The sequence below is a fragment of the Stenotrophomonas sp. WZN-1 genome (genome assembly GCF_002192255.1).
Lineage (GTDB): Bacteria > Pseudomonadota > Gammaproteobacteria > Xanthomonadales > Xanthomonadaceae > Stenotrophomonas.
Window position 1 is genome coordinate 1,753,236 of the sequence record NZ_CP021768.1, and the last position, 18,057, is coordinate 1,771,292.

The window sequence follows — 18,057 nt, forward strand, 5'->3', positions numbered from 1 at the left end:
AGTCACCCGGAATGCGGGGGCGGGCGGTAGAATGCGCCCATGCACGACGCCGTCACCCGCCCGACTCCTCCCTCCGATGCCACCTCCTGGCCCCGCCGCCAGACCCATGCCGTGCAGATCGGCGGGGTCACCGTAGGCGGAGGCAAGCCGGTCGTGGTGCAGTCGATGACCAACACCGACACGTCCGACGTGGCCTCCAGCGTGAAGCAGGTGGCCGAGCTGTGGCGGGCCGGTTCGGAAATGGTGCGTTTGACCGTCAATACCGTGGAAGCCGCTGCGGCGATCCCGCGCATCGTCGACAAGCTGGCGATGATGGGCATCGACGTGCCGCTGATCGGCGACTTCCATTACAACGGCCACCAGCTGCTGACCGCCGAGCCGGCGTGTGCCGAAGCGCTGGCCAAGTACCGTATCAACCCGGGCAACGTCGGTTTCGGCAAGAAGAAGGACCTGCAGTTCGCCCAGTTGATCGAGTTCGCGATCCGCTACAACAAGCCGGTGCGCATCGGTGCCAACTGGGGCTCGCTGGACCAGGCCCTGGCGGCGAAGCTGATGGACGAGAACAACCTGCGCGAGCAGCCTTGGGACGCCGGTCGCGTGCTGCGCGAGGCGCTGATCCGCTCGGCGCTGGATTCGGCCGAGCAGGCGGTGGAGCTCGGCCTGCCGCGCGACCGCATCGTGCTGTCGGCCAAGGTCAGTGGCGTGCAGGAGCTGATCGCGGTGTACCGCGACCTGGCCCAGCGCTCCGACTTTGCCCTGCACCTGGGCCTGACCGAGGCCGGTATCGGCAGCAAGGGCATCGTCGCCTCGTCGGCGGCGCTGAGCGTGCTGCTGCAGGAAGGCATCGGTGACACCATCCGCATCTCGCTGACCCCGGAGCCGGGCCAGTCGCGCACGCAGGAAGTGATCGTCGCCCAGGAACTGTTGCAGACCACCGGCCAGCGTGCCTTCACGCCGCTGGTCACGGCCTGCCCGGGTTGCGGCCGCACCACCTCCGAGTTCTTCCAGGAACTGGCCAAGGTGGTGCAGAACCACGTGCGTGAGAAGATGCCGCTGTGGAAGATCCACCATCCGGGTGCGGAGAACATGACCCTGGCGGTGATGGGCTGCATCGTCAATGGGCCGGGTGAATCGCGGCACGCCAACATCGGTATTTCGTTGCCGGGCACCGGTGAAACCCCCGCTGCGCCCGTGTTCGTCGATGGCGAGAAGAAGGTGACCCTGCGTGGCGAGAACATCGCCCAGGAGTTCGTCGCCCTGATCGACGATTACGTCGAACACAAATATGTCCGAAGCGCCGGATAAGCCTGCGATCCTCGCTGCGCCGGAGTCCGCCTCCGGTTTCCGCCACTGGATGGCGCGCAATGCCTGGCGCCTGGTGCTGCTGTTCGGTGGCGTGCTGCTGCCGTTGGCCGGTTTCGTCGCCCTGGCTGACGAAGTGCACGAGTTTGAATCGTTCCATTTCGATGCGCCGCTGCTGTGGCAGATGCATGGCCTGCATTCACCGCTGCTGGACCGCTTCTTCGTGCTCATTTCCAGGCTGGGCTACGAATGGTTCCTGATTCCGGCCGACGTGCTGATCATCGGCGTGCTGCTGGGCTGCCGGCGTTGGCGCGAGGCCACGTTCGTGGGGGTCAGCTTCGTCGGCTCGGCGCTGCTGAACATGGGCAGCAAGCATTTCTTCCAGCGCCAGCGCCCCAGCCTGTGGGAATCGATCGCGCCGGAATCGACGTTCAGCTTTCCCAGCGGACACGCAATGGGCTCGATGACCCTGGCCGTGACGCTGGTGCTGCTGGCCTGGAACACCCGCTGGCGCTGGCCGGTGCTGCTGCTGGCGCCCTCGTTCAGCCTGCTGGTCAGCGTCTCCCGGGTCTATCTGGGCGTGCATTACCCCTCCGACATCCTGGCCGGATGGTGTGCCGCGCTGGTTTGGGTGGTAGGGTGCTATCTGGTCATGTTCAGTCGCCGGCATCCTTGGCGACGTCAGGATTCGCCGCCAGCGACGGCCAGCGAAGCATCATCACAGGGGGATTGACGTGGATGGCCCCTCCGGGGCGTCTACGTAATAGATCAGTTGTTTCGTTGCAGCAGGTTCTGCAAGACAGGGGGCAAGCACAACGCGCGGTACTGTGATGCGCAAGGCAGAATGCCTGGGTCGCATCTCGAACGCGCTTGCAGGGGTATCGGCGCCCTGCCTAGCTTGACCTGCAATGGCCGCATTCGAAGAGGTACGTGAATGACGATTCGAGTCTACCTGGTGGATGACCACGCGCTGGTCCGCACCGGGATGAAGATGATCCTGTCGGGGGAGACCGACATCGAGGTGGTGGGCGAAGCCGAGACCGGTGAAGACGCGCTGCGCGATGTTCGCCAGCTGCTGCCGGACGTGGTGCTGTGCGACCTGCACCTGCCCGGCGTGAGTGGCATGGAAGTGACCGAGCGCATCGTCCGCAGTCACCGCAACACCCGCGTGGTGATCGTGTCGGTGCTGGAAGACGGGCCGCTGCCGAAGCGGTTGCTGGAAGCGGGGGCTGCGGGCTACATCGGCAAGGGCTGCGATGCGCAGGAGCTGTTGCGTGCGGTGCGCGACGTGGCCATGGGCCGGCGCTACCTGGGCACCAGCATCGCGCAGAACCTGGCCTTGTCGACCGTGGAAGGCAACGGTTCGCCGTTCGACAGCCTGTCGCCGCGCGAGCTGGAAGTGGCGTTGCTGCTGACCCAGGGCCTGCGCCAGGAAGACATCGCGCGGCGCCTGAGCCTGAGCGCGAAGACGGTGAACACGCACAAGGCGCGGCTGTTCGAGAAGATGGGGATCCACGACAACATCGCGCTGGCACGCATGGCCAGCCAGTACGGACTGGTGGATCCGGCGCGGCCGCTGTAAGGGTTTCGGCCAACGGCTGAGCCCCTCGCGGTGTGCGGCAGGATTCGTGGGGTTGGCCCTGCGCAGGGATTGCGCAGGGGACGCCGTGAATCCATCCCTGGAGGCTCGGGCGCGCCATCCATGGCGCTTACGCCCCTGTGCAATCCCTCCGCAGGGCCACGGACAGGTTCCGTGCGCATCCACCGCGGAATGAAGAAGGAAGAGCAGGAGCGGGTCGCGCGCTGTGCGCGCTCATCGCCCGGGATCGGATCCCTTTCCCTGCTGCTGGAAAGGGCTCTGACCCCGTGTCGCGGAGCCGAGCATGGGCTCGGCTCTACACCTGCATCGGCTCAGTGGCCGCGCACGCGCTTGATGATCTTGGCGGCGTCGGCGGCGCTGGCGCGCACCTTGTTCCATTCGCCGTTGGCGATCCAGTTGCCCGGCACCATCCACGAACCGCCGATGCAGACCACGTTCTTCTGCTCAAGGTACTCGGCGGCGGTGTTTTCGGTGATGCCGCCGGTCGGGCACAGCTTGAGGTCGGCGATCGGGCCGGCCACACCCTTGATCATCGCCAACCCGCCCACGGCCGTGGCCGGGAACAGCTTGCACACGCGGAAGCCGCGCGCGTACAGCGACAGCAGCTCGGTCGGCGTGGCCGCGCCCGGCACTACCGGCAGCGGCGCGGCGGCCAGTGCATCGGCCAGCGCCGGCGGCGTACCCGGGGTTACCAGGAAGTCCGCACCCGCATCGATGGACTGCTGCATCTGCTCCACGGTCAGCACCGTACCGGCACCCACCACCACGTCCGGCAGATCGCGCTTGAGCATTGCCAGCGCTTCCATGGCCACCGGCGTGCGCAGCGTCAGCTCGATCGCCGGCAAACCACCTTCCAGCAGCGCCGCACTGACCGCACGCGCCTGGTCCAGCGTATGAATCGTCACCACCGGCAGGATGCCCGCCGCATGCAACAGCTCCGCCGCCTTCACCTGATGTTGTTCGATACCCATAGCTCTGCTTCTGCCTTTGCTTTCGAATTTGATTTTCAATGATCACTTCGCGGCGCGAGGGCGCCGGGCCCCTGTCCTGAGGCGGTGGGTAGCCCCCACCAGGACCGTGAGCGGCATGGATGCCGCGACCGAGCTCCCATGGATGGGTTTACGGCGTGTCCTGGTGGGGGCTACCCGCCGCCTCAACCAGGACACTCACCGCCAACGCATACCCGCAACGCTCTTCAACCCTCAGGCGTCCTTCGCCTCATGCGGCGCGGCCGCCGCCGCGGCATCGTGCCCCAGCTCGTATTCCGCGTCGTACTCCCACGGCCCGCCATCGGCCGCCGCCGGCCCGCACGAAATCGAAATCGCACCCTGGTCGGCCGGGCCCACCACGCGGCGGTTGATTGCGAACAGGTTGCGGCCCAGGTCATGCGCGGCAGGCGCGGTGTTCGGTGCGAGCGCACGCGCCGCCCATTCGGCCGCGTCCACCAGCACTTCCAGCGTGCCGGCCTCGCCATCGAGGCGGATCATGTCGCCCTCGCGTACCTTGGCCAGCGGGCCACCGCGCGCCGCTTCCGGCGTCACGTGGATCGCCGCCGGGATCTTGCCCGAGGCGCCGGACAGGCGGCCGTCGGTGACCAGCGCCACGCGCCGGCCCTGGTTCTGCAGCAGGCCCAGCAGCGGCGCCAGCGAATGCAGTTCCGGCATGCCGTTCGCACGCGGGCCCTGGTAACGCACCACCGCCACGAAATGCTCGGGCAGCAGGCCACCGGCGTGCAGCTTGTTCAGCACCTGCGGTGCATCGACGACCACCGCCGGTGCCTCGATCGTGCGGTACTGCGGCTTCACCGCCGACAGCTTGATCAGCGACTTGCCGAGGTTGCCGCGCAGCAGGCGCAGGCCGCCCTGGTGCTCGAACGGATTGTCGACGCCACGCACCACTTCGTCATCGGCGCTGTGTTCCAGGCCCGGCAGGTAGACCAGCCGGCCGTCGCGCAGCTGCGGCTCGCGCGCGTAGTCGGCCATGCCGCCGCGCGCCACGCTGACCAGGTCGCCGTGCATCAAGCCCGCCTTGATCAGCTCGCCGAACACGAACGCCGGGCCGCCGGCGGCTGCGAAGCGGTTCACGTCGGCGTCGCCGTTCGGATAGACGCGGGCCAGCAGCGGAATCAGCTGCGACAGTTCGTCGAAGTCGTCCCAGGTCAGCACGATGCCGGCTGCGCGCGCCACCGCGATCCAGTGGATGGTGTGGTTGGTCGAACCGCCGGTGGCCATCAGCGCGATGACGGCGTTGATGATCGCGCGCTCGTCGATGATCCGGCCGAGCGGACGGAAGTCGTCGCCCAGTGCGGTGATGTCGAGCGCGCGCTCGGTGGCTTCCCGCGTCAGCGCGTCGCGCAGCGGCGTGCCCGGATTGACGAACGACGCGCCCGGCAGCTGCACGCCCATTGCTTCCAGCAGCACCTGGTTGGAATTGGCGGTGCCGTAGAAAGTGCAGGTGCCGGCGCCGTGGTACGACGCGGACTCCGCTTCCAGCAGTTCTTCGCGGGTGGCTTCGCCGGCAGCGTAGCGCTCGCGCACTTCGGCCTTCTGCTTGTTCGGGATGCCCGGGGTCATCGGGCCGGCCGGCACGAACACGGCCGGCAGATGGCCGAAGGCCAGCGCACCGATCAGCAGGCCCGGCACGATCTTGTCGCACACACCGAGGTAGACGGTGGTGTCGAACATGTCGTGGCTGAGCCCGATCGCGGTGGCCTGGGCGATCACATCGCGCGAGAACAACGACAGTTCCATGCCGCCACGGCCTTGGGTGACGCCGTCGCACATCGCCGGCACGCCGCCGGCCACCTGGGCGGTGGCGCCCAGCTCGCGGGCAATCTCGCGGATCTGCTCGGGATAGGTCTCGAATGGCTGGTGCGCAGACAACATGTCGTTGTAGGCGGTGATGATGCCGAGGTTCGGCGTCACGCCGCCGCGCAGGCGGCTCTTGTCGGTACCGCCACAGGCGGCGAACCCGTGGGCGAGGTTGCCGCAGCTCAGGCGGCTGCGGAACGGGCCCTCACGCAGGGAGGCGTCGATCGCGGCCAGGTAAGCGGCGCGCGAGGCGGCGCTGCGGCGGATGACGCGCTCAGTGATGGCTTGCAGTTGCGGATGGAGGCTCATTGGCTACCGGCGTTCGAGGTGGCGAGAGGCAAGCGGCGGCACGGCGCCGCCGCCGACATCAATCAGCCCAGTGGACGCGCAGGCGCGCGCCTTCCAGGTTGATCGCATTGAGGATCGGGTACTGCTGGGCGTCGTTGCTGTCCAGCGCCTGGCGCAGTACCTGCAGCTTCTGCTTGCCACGCAGCAGCAGCAGGCGCTGGCGGCACTGGCGTAGGCCATGCGGGGTCAGGGTGATGCGCAGCGGCCACTGGTTCGCGCCCGGGCAGCCGGTGGCATCCAGCGCCGCGTAGGGCAGGGTGCTTTCCAGTGCGCGGGCCAGGTCCTTCGAGCCCGGGAACAGCGAGGCAGTGTGGCCGTCGTTGCCCATGCCCAGTGCCACCAGGCTCGGCGGCTGGCTGTGCTGCGCCTGCAGGTTGGCGGTGTACACGCATTCCGGCAGTGGCTTGCCGATCCGCACCAGCGGATCGAAATGGGCCCCCTCGGCGCGCTTGAGCAGGTGTTCGCGCACCAGCCAGGCATTGCTGTCGCGATCCTGCGGCGACAGCCAGCGCTCGTCGGCCAGGCTCACTTCCACCCGGTCCCAGTGCACGTCCAGTTCGGCCAGGGCCTGGTAGACCGGTGCCGGCGTGGTGCCACCGGACAGCAGGATGCGGGCACGGCCCACTTCGTTGATGTCGTGGTTGAGGGTCTGCGCCATCTCGGCGGCTACCGCTTCGATCCAGCCATCGGCATCGCCATGGTTGATGAACTCGATGCGGTCGTCGTGGAAGGTGGTGGGACTCATGCGGCAACTCCAGGTGCGTCACGTTCAGCATCGGCGGCATAGGCGGCGGCGCCCAGCAATCCGGCGTGGGGATGCATCACCGCCAACGAGGGCACGCGTGCCATGATCGAGGAGAAGCGGCCCTTGTGTTCGAAGCGCTGGCGGAAACCGGAGTGCTGCAGCGAATCGAGCATCTTCGGGGTCAGCCCGCCGGTCAGGAACACGCCGTCCCACGCGCCCTGGGTCAGCACCAGGTCACCGGCGATGGCGCCGAACACGGCGCAGAACACATCGACGGTACGCATCGCCTGCGGATCACCGTGCAGGGCGCGGGCAGTCACGTCCACCGGCTGCAGCTGGCCCGGATCGATGCCGGCCATCTCGCATACGGCGCGATGGATGTTGACCAGCCCGGGGCCACAGATCAGGCGCTCGTTGGAGACGCGGCCGAACTGCTCGGACAGGATCTCCAGGATGCGGATCTCCTCCGGCGTTCCCGGCGGGAAGCTGACATGGCCGCCTTCGGTTTCCAGCGGGTAGCAGCGGCCATGGCGCAGGATCAGGCCACCGACACCCAGGCCGGTCCCCGGTCCGATCACCGCGTAGTTGCGTGGCTGGCCCGGCTTGCCCGGGACCCAGGCGGCGCCGCCGACCTGGACCACGTCATCGGGCTGCAGCAGTGAAATCGCCATCGCCTGTGCGGCGAAGTCGTTGATCAGGTGCAGCTCGTCGAACCCGAGCATGGCGGCGGTGCGGCTGCGCGAGATCACCCACGGATGGTTGGTGATGCGTGCTTCGTCACCATCCACGCGACCGGCCACGGCGAACACGCCGCGGCTTGCCGTGGCGCCGATCTGTTCCAGATGGTGGCGCGCGGCATCACCGAGCGACGGGAACTCCGCCACCGCGTACTCGCGGATGCTGTCCTTCTGCAGCGGTGCGTCCAGCGAGGTGTCGGCCAGGGCGAAGCGGGCGTTGGTGCCGCCGATGTCGGCGACCAGCACCGGCTGCGAGCTGGCACTCATGCCGACGCTCCGCTGTCCGGCGCATCCACGCCCTGCGGCAGGAACTCGCCCGCGTTGGCCGGGCCCCACTGGCCGGCCGGGTAGGGTTCCAGCGGCAGTTTGGCGTCCTTCCATGCATCGGCCACGCTGTCGATCCAGGCCCAGGCAGCACGCACTTCGTCGTCGCGCACGAACAGCGTGTGGTTGCCGTTGAACGCATCGAGGAACAGGCGTTCGTAGGCGATGCGGCGGTGCAGGCCGGTTGGTACCGACAGTTCCAGTTCCAGCGGATGCAGTTCCAGCGCACCCCATTCCGGGCCGGCCAGGCTGCTCATCAGGCCCAGTTCGATGTTTTCCTGCGGCTGCAGCTGGAATACCAGGCGGTTCGGTGCCGCCTGCGCGCGCTGCGGGCGCTCGAACAACCAGTGGGTGACCGGCTTCAGCGTGACCACCACGCGGGTGGTGCGTTCGGGCAGGCGCTTGCCGGTGACCAGGTGGAACGGCACGCCGCTCCAGCGCCAGTTGTCGATATGCGCGGTGACGCCGGCGAAGGTTTCCACGTCGCTGCCTTCCGGCGGCTGGTAGGCCTGCGCCGGCTGGCCGTTGATGGTGCCGGCGGTGTAGCGGCCACGGACGCTGTCACGCGCGGCGTGCCTGGCATCGAGCGGGCGCAGGGCGCGCAGCACCTTGACCTTCTCGTCGCGGATGCGGTCGGCTTCCAGCGACGCAGGCGGTTCCATCGCCACCATGCACAGCAGCTGCAGGATGTGGCTCTGCACCATGTCGCGCAGCGCGCCGGAGCGGGCGTAATAGGCATCGCGGCCATCCACGCCTTCGCTCTCGGCCACCAGGATGTGCACCGATTCGATGTAGTTGCGGTTCCACACCGCTTCCAGCAGCGTGTTGCCGAAGCGCAGTGCGATCAGGTTCTGCACCGCCGCCTTGCCCAGGTAATGGTCGAGGCGGAACACGCGGTCCTCGTCGATCCACTGGCCGATGGTGCTGATGATTTCCTCGGCGCTCTCGCTGTCGCTGCCGATCGGCTTCTCCAGCATCAGGCGTGCCGGTGCGGCGAGGGCGCCGCCCTTGGCCAGGCCTTCGCAGGTGGAGATGTACAGGCCCGGCGGGATGGCCAGGTAGCTGACGCACTTGCGGTGAACCAGGTCGGCGACCGCGGCGGCGACCGAGTCGACGTCGCGCAGGTCCACCGAGCGGTAGTCGATGCGGCGCAGCAGGGCGCTGATGTCGTCCTGCGTGGCCATCGGCATGGCCTGCTGCAGGCGCGGCCGCAGGATGTCATGGAAGGCTTCGGTGTCATGCCCGGACAGGGCCAGTGCACGGATGCGGAAGTCCTCCGGCAGCAGGCCGTCGCCAAGCAGGCGAAGCAGCGAAGGGAACAGGTAGCGCTGGGCCAGATCACCTGTGGCACCGAACAGGAAGAGGGTGTCGTGCATCGCTCGAGTTTCAGATCCGGGTGACATCGTTGTCAATCGCTTCATGGCTGGGTTCGGGGGACATCCGCGCAACTGCCTGTCCGAGGCTCGTCAGGGGCGTTCTCCGGGGTACCGGAAGACCGTTCCATTCGAAACCACTACCTCGGCGGAACCTTCGTTCAACCGCCGACGCAGATCGGTGCGCACCGATCATCGGATAGTGCCACGTGAAAACGTTTACATGGCAGAATGGGCAACTGTATTCGATTGCAGTGCTCGCCGTCATGCGGCAGGCGCGCAATCATCACTGCCATCGGGAGGGCCGAGGCAGTCCCAAAAGACAGCCCGGCTTCGGGCGGACCGGATAGGTGATATGGCAAAAGTGCAGTTGCAGGGTGTGCGCAAGGTCTATGACAACGGCCAGGTCGCGGTGAAGGACGCCAGCTTCGAGGTCGCCGATGGCGAGCTGATGGTGCTGGTCGGCCCATCCGGCTGTGGCAAGTCGACCCTGCTGCGGATGGTGGCCGGCCTGGAAGAGATCAGCGGCGGCACGTTGACCATCGGTGATCGCGTGGTCAACGACGTGGCGCCGAAGGACCGCGACATCGCGATGGTGTTCCAGAGCTATGCGCTGTACCCGCACATGACCGTGGCCGAGAACCTGGCCTTCGGGCTGAAGCTGCGCGGTCATGACAAGGCGACCATCGACAAGCGCATCGCCGAGGCGGCGCAGACGCTGGGCCTGACCGAGATGATGGACAAGCTACCCAAGGCGATGTCCGGTGGCCAGCGCCAGCGTGTTGCGCTGGGGCGCGCACTGGTGCGCGAGCCGGCGGTGTTCCTGCTGGACGAGCCGCTGTCCAACCTCGACGCCAAGCTGCGTCACAGCGTGCGAACCGAAATCGCGCAGCTGCACCGCAAGCTGGGCACCACCATGATCTACGTGACGCACGACCAGGTCGAAGCGATGACCCTTGGCCAGCGCATCGTGGTGCTGAAGGACGGCATCATCCAGCAGATCGATACGCCGATGGCGCTGTATGACCGCCCGGCCAACCTGTTCGTGGCCGGTTTCCTCGGCAGCCCGGCGATGAACGTGCTGCGTGGCACGCTGCAGGGTGATGCCGGCGGCGTAACCGTGGTCGACGGCGAATGGCGTGCACCGCTGGGCCAGGCCACGATCGATCCGGCATGGTTGCAGAAGCCGATCGCGGTGGGCGTGCGCCCGGAGCACCTGCAGCCGGCGGCTGCCGATGATGCGCATGCGTTCGTCGCACGCATTGAAGGCATCGAACCGGTCGGTAACGAGATCTTCGTCAACCTGAGCAGCGGCCAGCACGCGCTGACCATGCGCGTGGCACCGCAGTCGCTGCCGGCGGTGGGCGAGCAGATCCGCGTGGCGATCCACCCGCAGGGCCTGCATTTCTTCAACCCGGAAACCGGCGAGCGCCTGTAACGGGTAGTGCCGGCCAGCGGCCGGCACTACCATTCCTTCACCCAAGGCGTGCGGACCAAGGTCCGCACCCGCCAGATGCGGTTTCCCGCCGGATTCAGCGTGCCAGTCCGTCCAGCAACGGCACGCGCTGCGCGTTGGCATCGCCCACCTGCAGATCAGCATCGCTGGCCTCCAGCGGCAGCACCGCCAGCGCCAGGTCGCCGGCCACGCAGGCGATCGTGCCCAGCGCCGCGCCATCCTGCTGCACGCCATCGCCGGCCTGTGCCGGTGCTGCGGTATGCAGCAACTGCACCGCACGCTTGGCCTTGCCGAGGAAGTGGGTGCGGGCGACGATTTCCTGGCCGGGATAGCAGCCCTTCTTGACGCTGTAGCCGTTCAGGCGGTCCAGGCCCAGCTGCTGCGGGGTCCACACTTCGCGCTGGCTTTCGTCCAGCCGCGGCAGGCCGTAGCGCAGGTCGGCCTGGCGCCAGGCCAGGGTGAAGGCGGCCTCATCGGCTTCGCTGCCGACGGCGAAGGCAGCGGCGCTGCCGATACGCAGGGTGCGCGGCAGGGCATCGCTGCCCAGGTCCAGTTCCCAACCGTCACCTGCGGTCTGCGCAATCGCGGCGCCGCTGGCGGCCTCGGGTGCGGTGAACGCGCCGGCCACCGCCAGGTCGCCGCGCACCTGCACCTTCACCTTGCGGCGGAACACGAAGCGCTGCAGTTGCGACGCAATCGCATCGGCATCGCCGTCGGCCAGCACCAGCATCACATGGTCTTCCGCCAGCCGAAGCAGCTGGAACACCACCAGAGTGCGGCCCTTGGCGCTCAGCCAGGCACTCCACTGCCAGTGCTGCAGGGGCAGGGCGGTGACATCGCTGCTGAACTGGGCGTGGGCAAAGGCAGCCGCATCCGGGCCTTGCAGGCTCAGCAGCTGGTGGCCGGGCAGGCGCGGATATCCGACGAAAGCAGGGGGCAGGTTGTCAGGCACGTGAACGAGGTCTAAAATTTGTGCGTTGCGAGACCGAACATGATAGGCCAAACAACCCCCACTCCCGACGACGAATCTGAAGCCCCGCTGGTCCCCGCGGCACCCGTGCCCGTGGAACAGGAAAAAGCAGAGGAATTCGGCGGCCGCGGCGGACTTGATCCGGTGCGGTATGGCGATTGGGAGAAAAACGGACGCTGCATCGATTTCTGATCAGCATTGAGCCAACGCGGCCGCGTGCCGCCCAGCCGAGACAACGAGCCCAGCGAATGGCGACCAGACAACGCCCACTTTCCCCGCACCTTCAGGTGTATCGCTGGCAGATTCAGATGGCCACCTCGATCCTGCATCGAGCCACTGGCGTCTTTCTGTCTGTTGGTGCCCTCATCATCGCCGCCGGCCTGCTGGCCCTGATGATGGGGCCCGAATCCTGGAACTGCTTCACCGGCCATGCCGGGGCCTGGTATGGCCGCGTGTTCCTGTTCGCGTGGACATGGTCGTTCGCCTATCACCTGTGCAATGGCATCCGCCACGTCGTGCAGGACTTCGCTATTGGTTTCAGCATCCCCGCCTTCATCCGCAGCAGCTGGCTGTCGGTCATCGGCAGCCTGGTGATCACCCTGCTGGTGTGGGCCTATGTGATGTTCGGAGGTGCCGCGTGAGCAAGTTCCGTACCCCGTTGAAGAACGTGCGCGGCCTTGGCTCGGCCAAGACCGGCACCGAGCACTTCGTGCACCAGCGCCTGACCGCCGCCGCCCTGGTGGCACTGGGCATCTGGTTCCTGGTCTTCGTGCTGGGCCTGCTGGGCTCGGACTACGCGACCGCCGCCGCCACCGTGGCCAAGCCGTGGAACGCCGTGCCGCTGATCGGCCTGCTGATCGCCATGTTCTGGCACGCGCAGCTCGGCATGCAGGTCGTGCTGGAAGACTACATCCACGAATCGCTGCTGGCCCTGGTGCTGCAGACCGCGGTGAAGTTCGTCGCCGTGCTCGGCATGATCGTCAGTGTGTTTGCGGTGGGCCGCATCGCCCTCGGCGTTGCCTGAGCCCAGGCACCAACACAGGAATCCAGATTAGATGTCCGCTTACAAGATCACCGAACACAAGTACGACATGGTCGTGGTCGGCGCCGGCGGTGCCGGCCTGCGCGCCACGTTCGGCCTGGCCGCCAAGGGCCTGCAGACCGTGTGCCTGACCAAGGTCTTCCCGACCCGTTCGCACACCGTTGCCGCCCAGGGCGGTATCTCGGCCGCACTCGCCAACATGGGCGAGGACGACTGGCGCTACCACTTCTTCGACACCATCAAGGGGTCGGACTGGCTGGGCGACCAGGACGCCATCGAATACATGTGCCGTGAGGCCATCCCGGCCATCATCGAGCTCGAGCACTACGGCGTGCCGTTCTCGCGCACCGCCGAAGGCAAGATCTACCAGCGTCCGTTCGGTGGCATGACCACCAAGTACGGCGAAGGCCCGGCGGCGCAGCGTACCTGCGCGGCGGCCGACCGTACCGGCCACGCGATGCTGCACACCCTGTACCAGCAGTCGCTGAAGCACGATGCGCGCTTCATGATCGAGTACTTCGCACTCGACCTGATCTTCGATGAAGAAGGCGCCTGCCGCGGTGTGCTGGCCCTGGACATGTCCGACGGCACCCTTCACCTGTTCCGTGCCCAGGGCGTGGTGCTGGCCACCGGCGGCTACGGCCGTGCCTACTTCAGCGCCACCTCGGCGCACACCTGCACCGGCGACGGTGGCGGCCTGGCCATGCGTGCCGGCATCGCCATGCAGGACATGGAGTTCGTGCAGTTCCACCCGACCGGCATCTACGGCGCCGGCTGCCTGATCACCGAGGGTGTCCGCGGTGAAGGCGGCATCCTGCGCAACAGCAGTGGCGAGCGCTTCATGGAGCGTTACGCACCGCACTACAAGGACCTGGCCTCGCGCGACGTGGTCAGCCGTTCGATGACCATCGAGATCCGCGAAGGCCGCGGCGTCGGCGAGCACAAGGACCACATCCTGCTCGACCTGACCCACCTCGGCCCGGGCGTGATCGACGAGAAGCTGCCGGGTATCGCTGAAAGCGCCCGCATCTTCGCCGGCGTCGACGTGCACAAGCAGCCGATTCCGGTCATCCCGACCGTGCACTACAACATGGGCGGCATTCCGACCAACTACCACGGCGAAGTGGTGCAGAAGGTCGGTGACAACGACAATGCCGTGGTGCCGGGCCTGTACGCCATCGGTGAAGCGGCCTGCGTGTCCGTGCACGGCGCCAACCGCCTGGGCTCGAACTCGCTGCTGGACCTGGTGGTGTTCGGTCGTGCGGTGGCTAACCGCTGCGCCGAGACCATCAAGCCGGGCGCGTCGCACAAGCCGCTGCCGGCCGATGCCTGCGACAAGGCGCTGGGCCTGCTGGACAAGCTGCGCCACGCCAACGGCGATACCCCGACCTCGGTCATCCGCGATCGCATGCAGCGCACCATGCAGGCCGACGCGGCGGTCTTCCGCACCAGCCAGACGCTGAAGGAAGGCTGCGAGAAGATGGACAAGATCTTCGACTCGTTCCAGGACGTGAAGGTCTCCGACCGTTCGCTGGTCTGGAACTCGGACCTGATCGAGACCTACGAGCTGAACAACCTGCTGCTCAACGCGGTGGCGACGATCAACTCGGCCGAACAGCGCAAGGAAAGCCGCGGCGCGCATGCGCACGAGGATTTCCCGGACCGCGACGACGTCAACTGGCAGAAGCACACCCTGGTCAGCGTCGACGAGAAGGGCAAGTGCAGCTTCGACTACCGTCCGGTGCACATGTACACGTTGACCGACGACGTGTCCGTGGTGCCGCCGAAGCCGCGCGTGTACTGATCCGACCCCGCCTACCATGCAATCCGCGCCCACGGGCGCGGGCCGCCTGAGCCAACGAGAGCAGCCATGGCCGAGTTTTCACTCCCCAAGAATTCCAAGATCACGAAGGGCAAGCACTTCCCCGTCAAGAACGGCGGCAAGAACGTGCGCACCTTCAAGATCTACCGCTGGAGTCCGGACGACGACAGCAACCCGCGCACCGACACCTATGAAGTCGATCTGGACGCCTGTGGCCCGATGGTCCTGGACGCCCTGATCAAGATCAAGAACGAGATCGACCCGACCCTGACCTTCCGCCGCTCGTGCCGCGAAGGTATCTGTGGTTCGTGCGCGATGAACATCGACGGCACCAACACCCTGGCCTGCACCCGGGCCATCTCGGACTGCGGCAAGAAGGAAGTGCCGATCTACCCGCTGCCGCACATGAACGTGGTCAAGGATCTGGTTCCGGACCTGACCCACTTCTACGCGCAGTACGCGTCGATCAAGCCGTGGATCCGCACCCAGACCCCGGCCCCGCCGGACCGTGAGCGCCTGCAGTCGCCGGAAGACCGCAAGAAGCTGGACGGCCTGTACGAGTGCATCCTGTGCGCCTGCTGCTCGACCAGCTGCCCGAGCTACTGGTGGAACGGCGAGCGTTACCTGGGCCCGGCGATCCTGCTGCAGGCCTACCGCTGGATCATCGACTCGCGCGATGAGGACACCGGTGCGCGCCTGGACGATCTGGAAGATCCGTTCAAGCTGTACCGCTGCCACACCATCATGAACTGCGCCCGGACCTGCCCGAAGGGCCTGAACCCGGCGCTGGCGATCGCCGAGATCAAGAAGCTGATGATGGAACGCCGCGCCTGATACGGTGCCGGGTAGTTGCATGACCCCAGCAGAGCCACGCCATGCGTGGCTTTGCTGTATCTGGAGAAACACGATGGAAGAAGATGTTCTGCTGAAGAAGCTGCGCTGGCGCTGCCGCCGCGGCATGCGTGAGCTGGACCAGCTGTTCGGCCGTTACCTGGACCACGAATGGAGCACTGCGCCGACCGAAGAGCGCGAGGTTTTCCTGTTTCTGCTCGACTGCGAGGACGATAAGTTGTGGCGCTGGTTCATGGGCTACGAGGCCTGCCCGCATGCGCACGCGATCCCCCTCATGCAGAAGATCCTCGCCCTCAAGCCTTGAGTGGCGCCCCTCGCGGCTGCAGGCCGCCGCCCAGTTGGCGGTGCTGCTGGCCGCGCCGTGGCTGCTGCGCGCATCGGACCTGCCTTCACGGCTGCTGATGCCCGCAGTGGTGCTGGCCTGGGTCATCGGGTTGGCCGAACTGGCCTGGCGCCAGCACAGGCCACGCGTGCAGGTGCTTCTGCCGGTACCGCCCGAGCCGCTGCAGGTGGCCGGGCAGGACGCCGATGCACCACAACTGGTCGTGCGTGGCCCATGGCTGTTGTTGCTCTGGCGTGCGGATCGGCGCCGCCGGCGCCTGTTGTTCTGGCCGGATGTGCTCGATTCCGGGCAGCGACGTGAACTGCGACTGGCCGTGGCCGCACGCGGCGTTTCCCGTCGGCCCCGGTCGATGGCACCATAAGCTGAATTGACCGGCGTGCCTGCATGTTCAAACCCATTCCCGTGGCCATTGGCCTGCGCTACCTGCGCGCCAAGCGCCGCAACGGCTTCATCTCCTTCATCTCGATGGCATCGATCCTGGGCATCGCGCTCGGCGTTACGGTGCTGATCACCACCCTGGCGGTGATGAGCGGTTTCCAGAAGGAAATCCGCAGCCGCCTGCTGCAGATGACCGCGCACACTACCATCAGCCGCGACGGCGAGCCGATGCCGGACTGGATGCGCGTGGTCGACATCGCCGGCAAGGACCCGCGCGTGGCCGGTGCCGCGCCGTACATCGAGATCCAGTCGATGATCAGCGGCCCGCGCGTGCAGGGCGCGATCATCCAGGGCATCGATCCGGCGCTGGAACCGAAAGTCTCGGTGATCGACAAGAAGGTCACCAAGGGCAGCTATGACAGCCTCAAGCCAGGCAGCTTCAACCTGCTGCTGGGCAAGGAGCTGGCGATCTGGCTCGGCGTGGACGTGGGAGACCAGGTACTGGTCACGTTCGCCGAAGTGCAGGGCACGCCTGCCGGCGCGGTGCCACGAATGAAACGCTTCACCGTCAGCGGCATCTTCGAGGCCGGCTACAACGAGGTCGACCGCGGCGTCGGCTTTGCCAACATGCAGGACCTGGAGCGCGTGCTGCGCAGCGATGGTGCCACCGGCGTGCGGCTGAAACTGCACGACATGGACCGCTCGCTGGAAGTTGGCGTGGACCTGGCGCAGAGCCTTGGCGGCGCGTACCGCGTGAGTGACTGGACCCAGCAGAACGCCAACCTCTACCACTCGCTGCGCATGGAGAAGGTGGTGATGGGCATCCTGCTGTCGCTGATCATCGCCATGGGCGCCTTCAACCTGGTGTCGTCGCAGGTGATGCTGGTGACCGACAAGCAGGCCGACATCGCCATCCTGCGCACGCTGGGCCTGACCCCGGGCGGGGTGATGCAGGTGTTCATGGTGCAGGGCTCGCTGATCGGCATCTTCGGCACACTGGCCGGCCTGATCGGCGGCATCACCCTGACCCTCAACCTGGAACGCATCCTCGGCGCGATCGAGAGCGTGTTCAACGTCAAGCTGCTGCCGGAGGACGTCTACTACATCACCGGCCTGCCGACCGACATGCAGACCGGCGACGTGGTGGCGATCACCGTGGTCGCGCTGCTGATGAGCTTCCTGGCCACCCTGTATCCCGCCTGGCGGGCAGCACGCACCCAGCCGGCGGAGGCCCTGCGTTATGAATAAGGTCTTCAACCGCGGCGATGAAGTGATCCGCGCCGAAGCACTGGGCAAGACCTACGCCGAAGGGCGCATGCAGACCCCGGTGTTCGATGGCCTGGACCTGACCGTGACCGCCGGCGAAACGGTGGCGATCATTGGTGCTTCCGGTGCCGGCAAGAGCACGCTGCTGCACCTGCTGGGCGGGCTGGATATTCCGACCGCGGGCGAGGTCTACGTGACCGGCCAGCGCATGTCGGCGCTGTCGGACACCGCGCGTGGCCTGCTGCGCAATCAGGCGCTGGGTTTCGTCTACCAGTTCCACCACCTGCTGCCTGAGTTCACCGCACTGGAAAACGTGATGATGCCGGTGCTGCTGGCTGGCACCGCGGTGGCCGAAGCGAGCAGCCGGGCCACGACGCTGCTGGAAGCGGTCGGCCTCGGCCATCGCCTGGACCACAAGCCGGGCGAGCTGTCCGGCGGCGAGCGCCAGCGTGCTGCGGTGGCACGAGCACTGGTCAATCATCCGGCCTGCGTGCTCGGCGACGAGCCGACCGGCAACCTGGATGACCGCACGGCTGCCACGGTGTTCGAGCTGATGCTGGAACTGAACCGCGCGCGACATACCAGCCTGGTGCTGGTCACCCACGACCGCAGCCTGGCGCGCCGCCTCGATCGCGTGCTGGAACTGCGCGAAGGTCGCCTGCACGCACTGGCCCACGCCGACGTCTGAG

At 66.9% G+C, this 18,057-nt stretch carries 19 protein-coding genes; 13 read left to right on the top strand and 6 right to left on the bottom strand.

The window, feature by feature from the left end:
- Nucleotides 1-39 precede the first annotated feature (39 nt).
- The 3 genes from ispG (at nucleotide 40) to CCR98_RS08355 (ending at nucleotide 2,884) form a co-directional block, all read left to right on the top strand.
- Complete coding sequence (gene ispG / locus CCR98_RS08345) at nucleotides 40-1,305, top strand: flavodoxin-dependent (E)-4-hydroxy-3-methylbut-2-enyl-diphosphate synthase (protein ID WP_087922229.1); 1,266 nt, start codon at nucleotides 40-42, stop codon at nucleotides 1,303-1,305.
- Entirely contained in the window at nucleotides 1,286-2,035 is a 750-nt protein-coding gene (locus CCR98_RS08350) for a phosphatase PAP2 family protein (protein WP_087922230.1), read from the top strand. Before ispG ends, CCR98_RS08350 begins: the two co-directional genes overlap by 20 nt.
- 201 nt (nucleotides 2,036-2,236) lie before the next feature.
- Complete coding sequence (locus CCR98_RS08355) at nucleotides 2,237-2,884, top strand: response regulator (protein WP_005416124.1); 648 nt, start codon at nucleotides 2,237-2,239, stop codon at nucleotides 2,882-2,884.
- A gap of 329 nt (nucleotides 2,885-3,213) precedes the next feature.
- Here the strand turns inward: CCR98_RS08355 and eda are convergent, their stop codons facing one another.
- The 5 genes from eda to zwf all read right to left on the bottom strand — a co-directional run bounded on the left by eda (nucleotide 3,214) and on the right by zwf (nucleotide 9,242).
- On the bottom strand, nucleotides 3,214-3,873 hold the full coding sequence (gene eda / locus CCR98_RS08360) for a bifunctional 4-hydroxy-2-oxoglutarate aldolase/2-dehydro-3-deoxy-phosphogluconate aldolase (RefSeq protein WP_087922231.1): 660 nt from the start codon (nucleotides 3,871-3,873) through the stop codon (nucleotides 3,214-3,216).
- Nucleotides 3,874-4,104: 231 nt separating this feature from the next.
- The gene (gene edd, locus CCR98_RS08365) at nucleotides 4,105-6,021 is read right to left on the bottom strand and encodes a phosphogluconate dehydratase (RefSeq protein WP_087922232.1); all 1,917 of its coding nucleotides are present in this window, start codon (nucleotides 6,019-6,021) and stop codon (nucleotides 4,105-4,107) included.
- Between the two features lie 58 nt (nucleotides 6,022-6,079).
- Entirely contained in the window at nucleotides 6,080-6,805 is a 726-nt protein-coding gene (pgl, locus tag CCR98_RS08370; protein WP_049445490.1) for a 6-phosphogluconolactonase, read from the bottom strand.
- Nucleotides 6,802-7,809, bottom strand: a complete 1,008-nt coding sequence (glk, locus tag CCR98_RS08375) for a glucokinase (RefSeq protein WP_049447609.1) — start codon at nucleotides 7,807-7,809, stop codon at nucleotides 6,802-6,804. Before glk ends, pgl begins: the two co-directional genes overlap by 4 nt.
- The gene (gene zwf, locus CCR98_RS08380) at nucleotides 7,806-9,242 is read right to left on the bottom strand and encodes a glucose-6-phosphate dehydrogenase (protein ID WP_087922233.1); all 1,437 of its coding nucleotides are present in this window, start codon (nucleotides 9,240-9,242) and stop codon (nucleotides 7,806-7,808) included. Before zwf ends, glk begins: the two co-directional genes overlap by 4 nt.
- Nucleotides 9,243-9,594: 352 nt before the next feature.
- Between zwf and ugpC the strand changes: the two genes are divergently transcribed.
- Nucleotides 9,595-10,677, top strand: a complete 1,083-nt coding sequence (ugpC, locus tag CCR98_RS08385; RefSeq protein WP_087922234.1) for a sn-glycerol-3-phosphate ABC transporter ATP-binding protein UgpC — start codon at nucleotides 9,595-9,597, stop codon at nucleotides 10,675-10,677.
- A 94-nt stretch (nucleotides 10,678-10,771) separates the two neighbouring features.
- Here the strand turns inward: ugpC and CCR98_RS08390 are convergent, their stop codons facing one another.
- Nucleotides 10,772-11,647 (bottom strand): folate-binding protein YgfZ, encoded by an 876-nt coding sequence (locus CCR98_RS08390; protein ID WP_087922235.1) that lies wholly within the window; start codon nucleotides 11,645-11,647, stop codon nucleotides 10,772-10,774.
- A gap of 39 nt (nucleotides 11,648-11,686) precedes the next feature.
- Between CCR98_RS08390 and CCR98_RS08395 the strand changes: the two genes are divergently transcribed.
- The 9 genes from CCR98_RS08395 (at nucleotide 11,687) to lolD (ending at nucleotide 18,056) form a co-directional block, all read left to right on the top strand.
- Nucleotides 11,687-11,857, top strand: coding sequence for a DUF1674 domain-containing protein (locus CCR98_RS08395; protein WP_005409075.1), 171 nt, complete (start codon nucleotides 11,687-11,689; stop codon nucleotides 11,855-11,857).
- A gap of 56 nt (nucleotides 11,858-11,913) precedes the next feature.
- Complete coding sequence (sdhC, locus tag CCR98_RS08400) at nucleotides 11,914-12,306, top strand: succinate dehydrogenase, cytochrome b556 subunit (RefSeq protein WP_024958620.1); 393 nt, start codon at nucleotides 11,914-11,916, stop codon at nucleotides 12,304-12,306.
- Nucleotides 12,303-12,689, top strand: a complete 387-nt coding sequence (gene sdhD / locus CCR98_RS08405; RefSeq protein WP_087922236.1) for a succinate dehydrogenase, hydrophobic membrane anchor protein — start codon at nucleotides 12,303-12,305, stop codon at nucleotides 12,687-12,689. The genes sdhC and sdhD overlap by 4 nt, the downstream gene beginning before the upstream one ends.
- 31 nt (nucleotides 12,690-12,720) lie before the next feature.
- Entirely contained in the window at nucleotides 12,721-14,511 is a 1,791-nt protein-coding gene (gene sdhA / locus CCR98_RS08410; protein ID WP_087922237.1) for a succinate dehydrogenase flavoprotein subunit, read from the top strand.
- A 66-nt stretch (nucleotides 14,512-14,577) separates the two neighbouring features.
- Nucleotides 14,578-15,363 (top strand): succinate dehydrogenase iron-sulfur subunit, encoded by a 786-nt coding sequence (locus tag CCR98_RS08415; protein ID WP_005409079.1) that lies wholly within the window; start codon nucleotides 14,578-14,580, stop codon nucleotides 15,361-15,363.
- 73 nt (nucleotides 15,364-15,436) lie between these two features.
- Nucleotides 15,437-15,685 (top strand): succinate dehydrogenase assembly factor 2, encoded by a 249-nt coding sequence (locus tag CCR98_RS08420; RefSeq protein WP_005409080.1) that lies wholly within the window; start codon nucleotides 15,437-15,439, stop codon nucleotides 15,683-15,685.
- Nucleotides 15,636-16,085 (top strand): hypothetical protein, encoded by a 450-nt coding sequence (locus CCR98_RS08425; protein ID WP_087922238.1) that lies wholly within the window; start codon nucleotides 15,636-15,638, stop codon nucleotides 16,083-16,085. Before CCR98_RS08420 ends, CCR98_RS08425 begins: the two co-directional genes overlap by 50 nt.
- 23 nt (nucleotides 16,086-16,108) lie before the next feature.
- Nucleotides 16,109-17,350: a lipoprotein-releasing ABC transporter permease subunit gene (locus CCR98_RS08430; protein ID WP_087922239.1), complete on the top strand. Its 1,242-nt coding sequence runs from the start codon at nucleotides 16,109-16,111 to the stop codon at nucleotides 17,348-17,350.
- Nucleotides 17,343-18,056 (top strand): lipoprotein-releasing ABC transporter ATP-binding protein LolD, encoded by a 714-nt coding sequence (gene lolD / locus CCR98_RS08435; RefSeq protein ID WP_005409083.1) that lies wholly within the window; start codon nucleotides 17,343-17,345, stop codon nucleotides 18,054-18,056. Before CCR98_RS08430 ends, lolD begins: the two co-directional genes overlap by 8 nt.
- Nucleotide 18,057: the final 1 nt, after the last annotated feature.

Coding starts and splice junctions, on each gene's coding strand:
- ispG (WP_087922229.1), top strand. CDS start 40: ATGCACGACGCCGTCACCCGCCCGACTCCTCCCTCCGATGCCACCTCC.
- CCR98_RS08350 (WP_087922230.1), top strand. CDS start 1,286: ATGTCCGAAGCGCCGGATAAGCCTGCGATCCTCGCTGCGCCGGAGTCC.
- CCR98_RS08355 (WP_005416124.1), top strand. CDS start 2,237: ATGACGATTCGAGTCTACCTGGTGGATGACCACGCGCTGGTCCGCACC.
- eda (WP_087922231.1), bottom strand. CDS start 3,873: ATGGGTATCGAACAACATCAGGTGAAGGCGGCGGAGCTGTTGCATGCG.
- edd (WP_087922232.1), bottom strand. CDS start 6,021: ATGAGCCTCCATCCGCAACTGCAAGCCATCACTGAGCGCGTCATCCGC.
- pgl (WP_049445490.1), bottom strand. CDS start 6,805: ATGAGTCCCACCACCTTCCACGACGACCGCATCGAGTTCATCAACCAT.
- glk (WP_049447609.1), bottom strand. CDS start 7,809: ATGAGTGCCAGCTCGCAGCCGGTGCTGGTCGCCGACATCGGCGGCACC.
- zwf (WP_087922233.1), bottom strand. CDS start 9,242: ATGCACGACACCCTCTTCCTGTTCGGTGCCACAGGTGATCTGGCCCAG.
- ugpC (WP_087922234.1), top strand. CDS start 9,595: ATGGCAAAAGTGCAGTTGCAGGGTGTGCGCAAGGTCTATGACAACGGC.
- CCR98_RS08395 (WP_005409075.1), top strand. CDS start 11,687: ATGATAGGCCAAACAACCCCCACTCCCGACGACGAATCTGAAGCCCCG.
- sdhC (WP_024958620.1), top strand. CDS start 11,914: ATGGCGACCAGACAACGCCCACTTTCCCCGCACCTTCAGGTGTATCGC.
- sdhA (WP_087922237.1), top strand. CDS start 12,721: ATGTCCGCTTACAAGATCACCGAACACAAGTACGACATGGTCGTGGTC.
- CCR98_RS08415 (WP_005409079.1), top strand. CDS start 14,578: ATGGCCGAGTTTTCACTCCCCAAGAATTCCAAGATCACGAAGGGCAAG.
- CCR98_RS08420 (WP_005409080.1), top strand. CDS start 15,437: ATGGAAGAAGATGTTCTGCTGAAGAAGCTGCGCTGGCGCTGCCGCCGC.
- CCR98_RS08425 (WP_087922238.1), top strand. CDS start 15,636: ATGCGCACGCGATCCCCCTCATGCAGAAGATCCTCGCCCTCAAGCCTT.
- CCR98_RS08430 (WP_087922239.1), top strand. CDS start 16,109: ATGTTCAAACCCATTCCCGTGGCCATTGGCCTGCGCTACCTGCGCGCC.
- lolD (WP_005409083.1), top strand. CDS start 17,343: ATGAATAAGGTCTTCAACCGCGGCGATGAAGTGATCCGCGCCGAAGCA.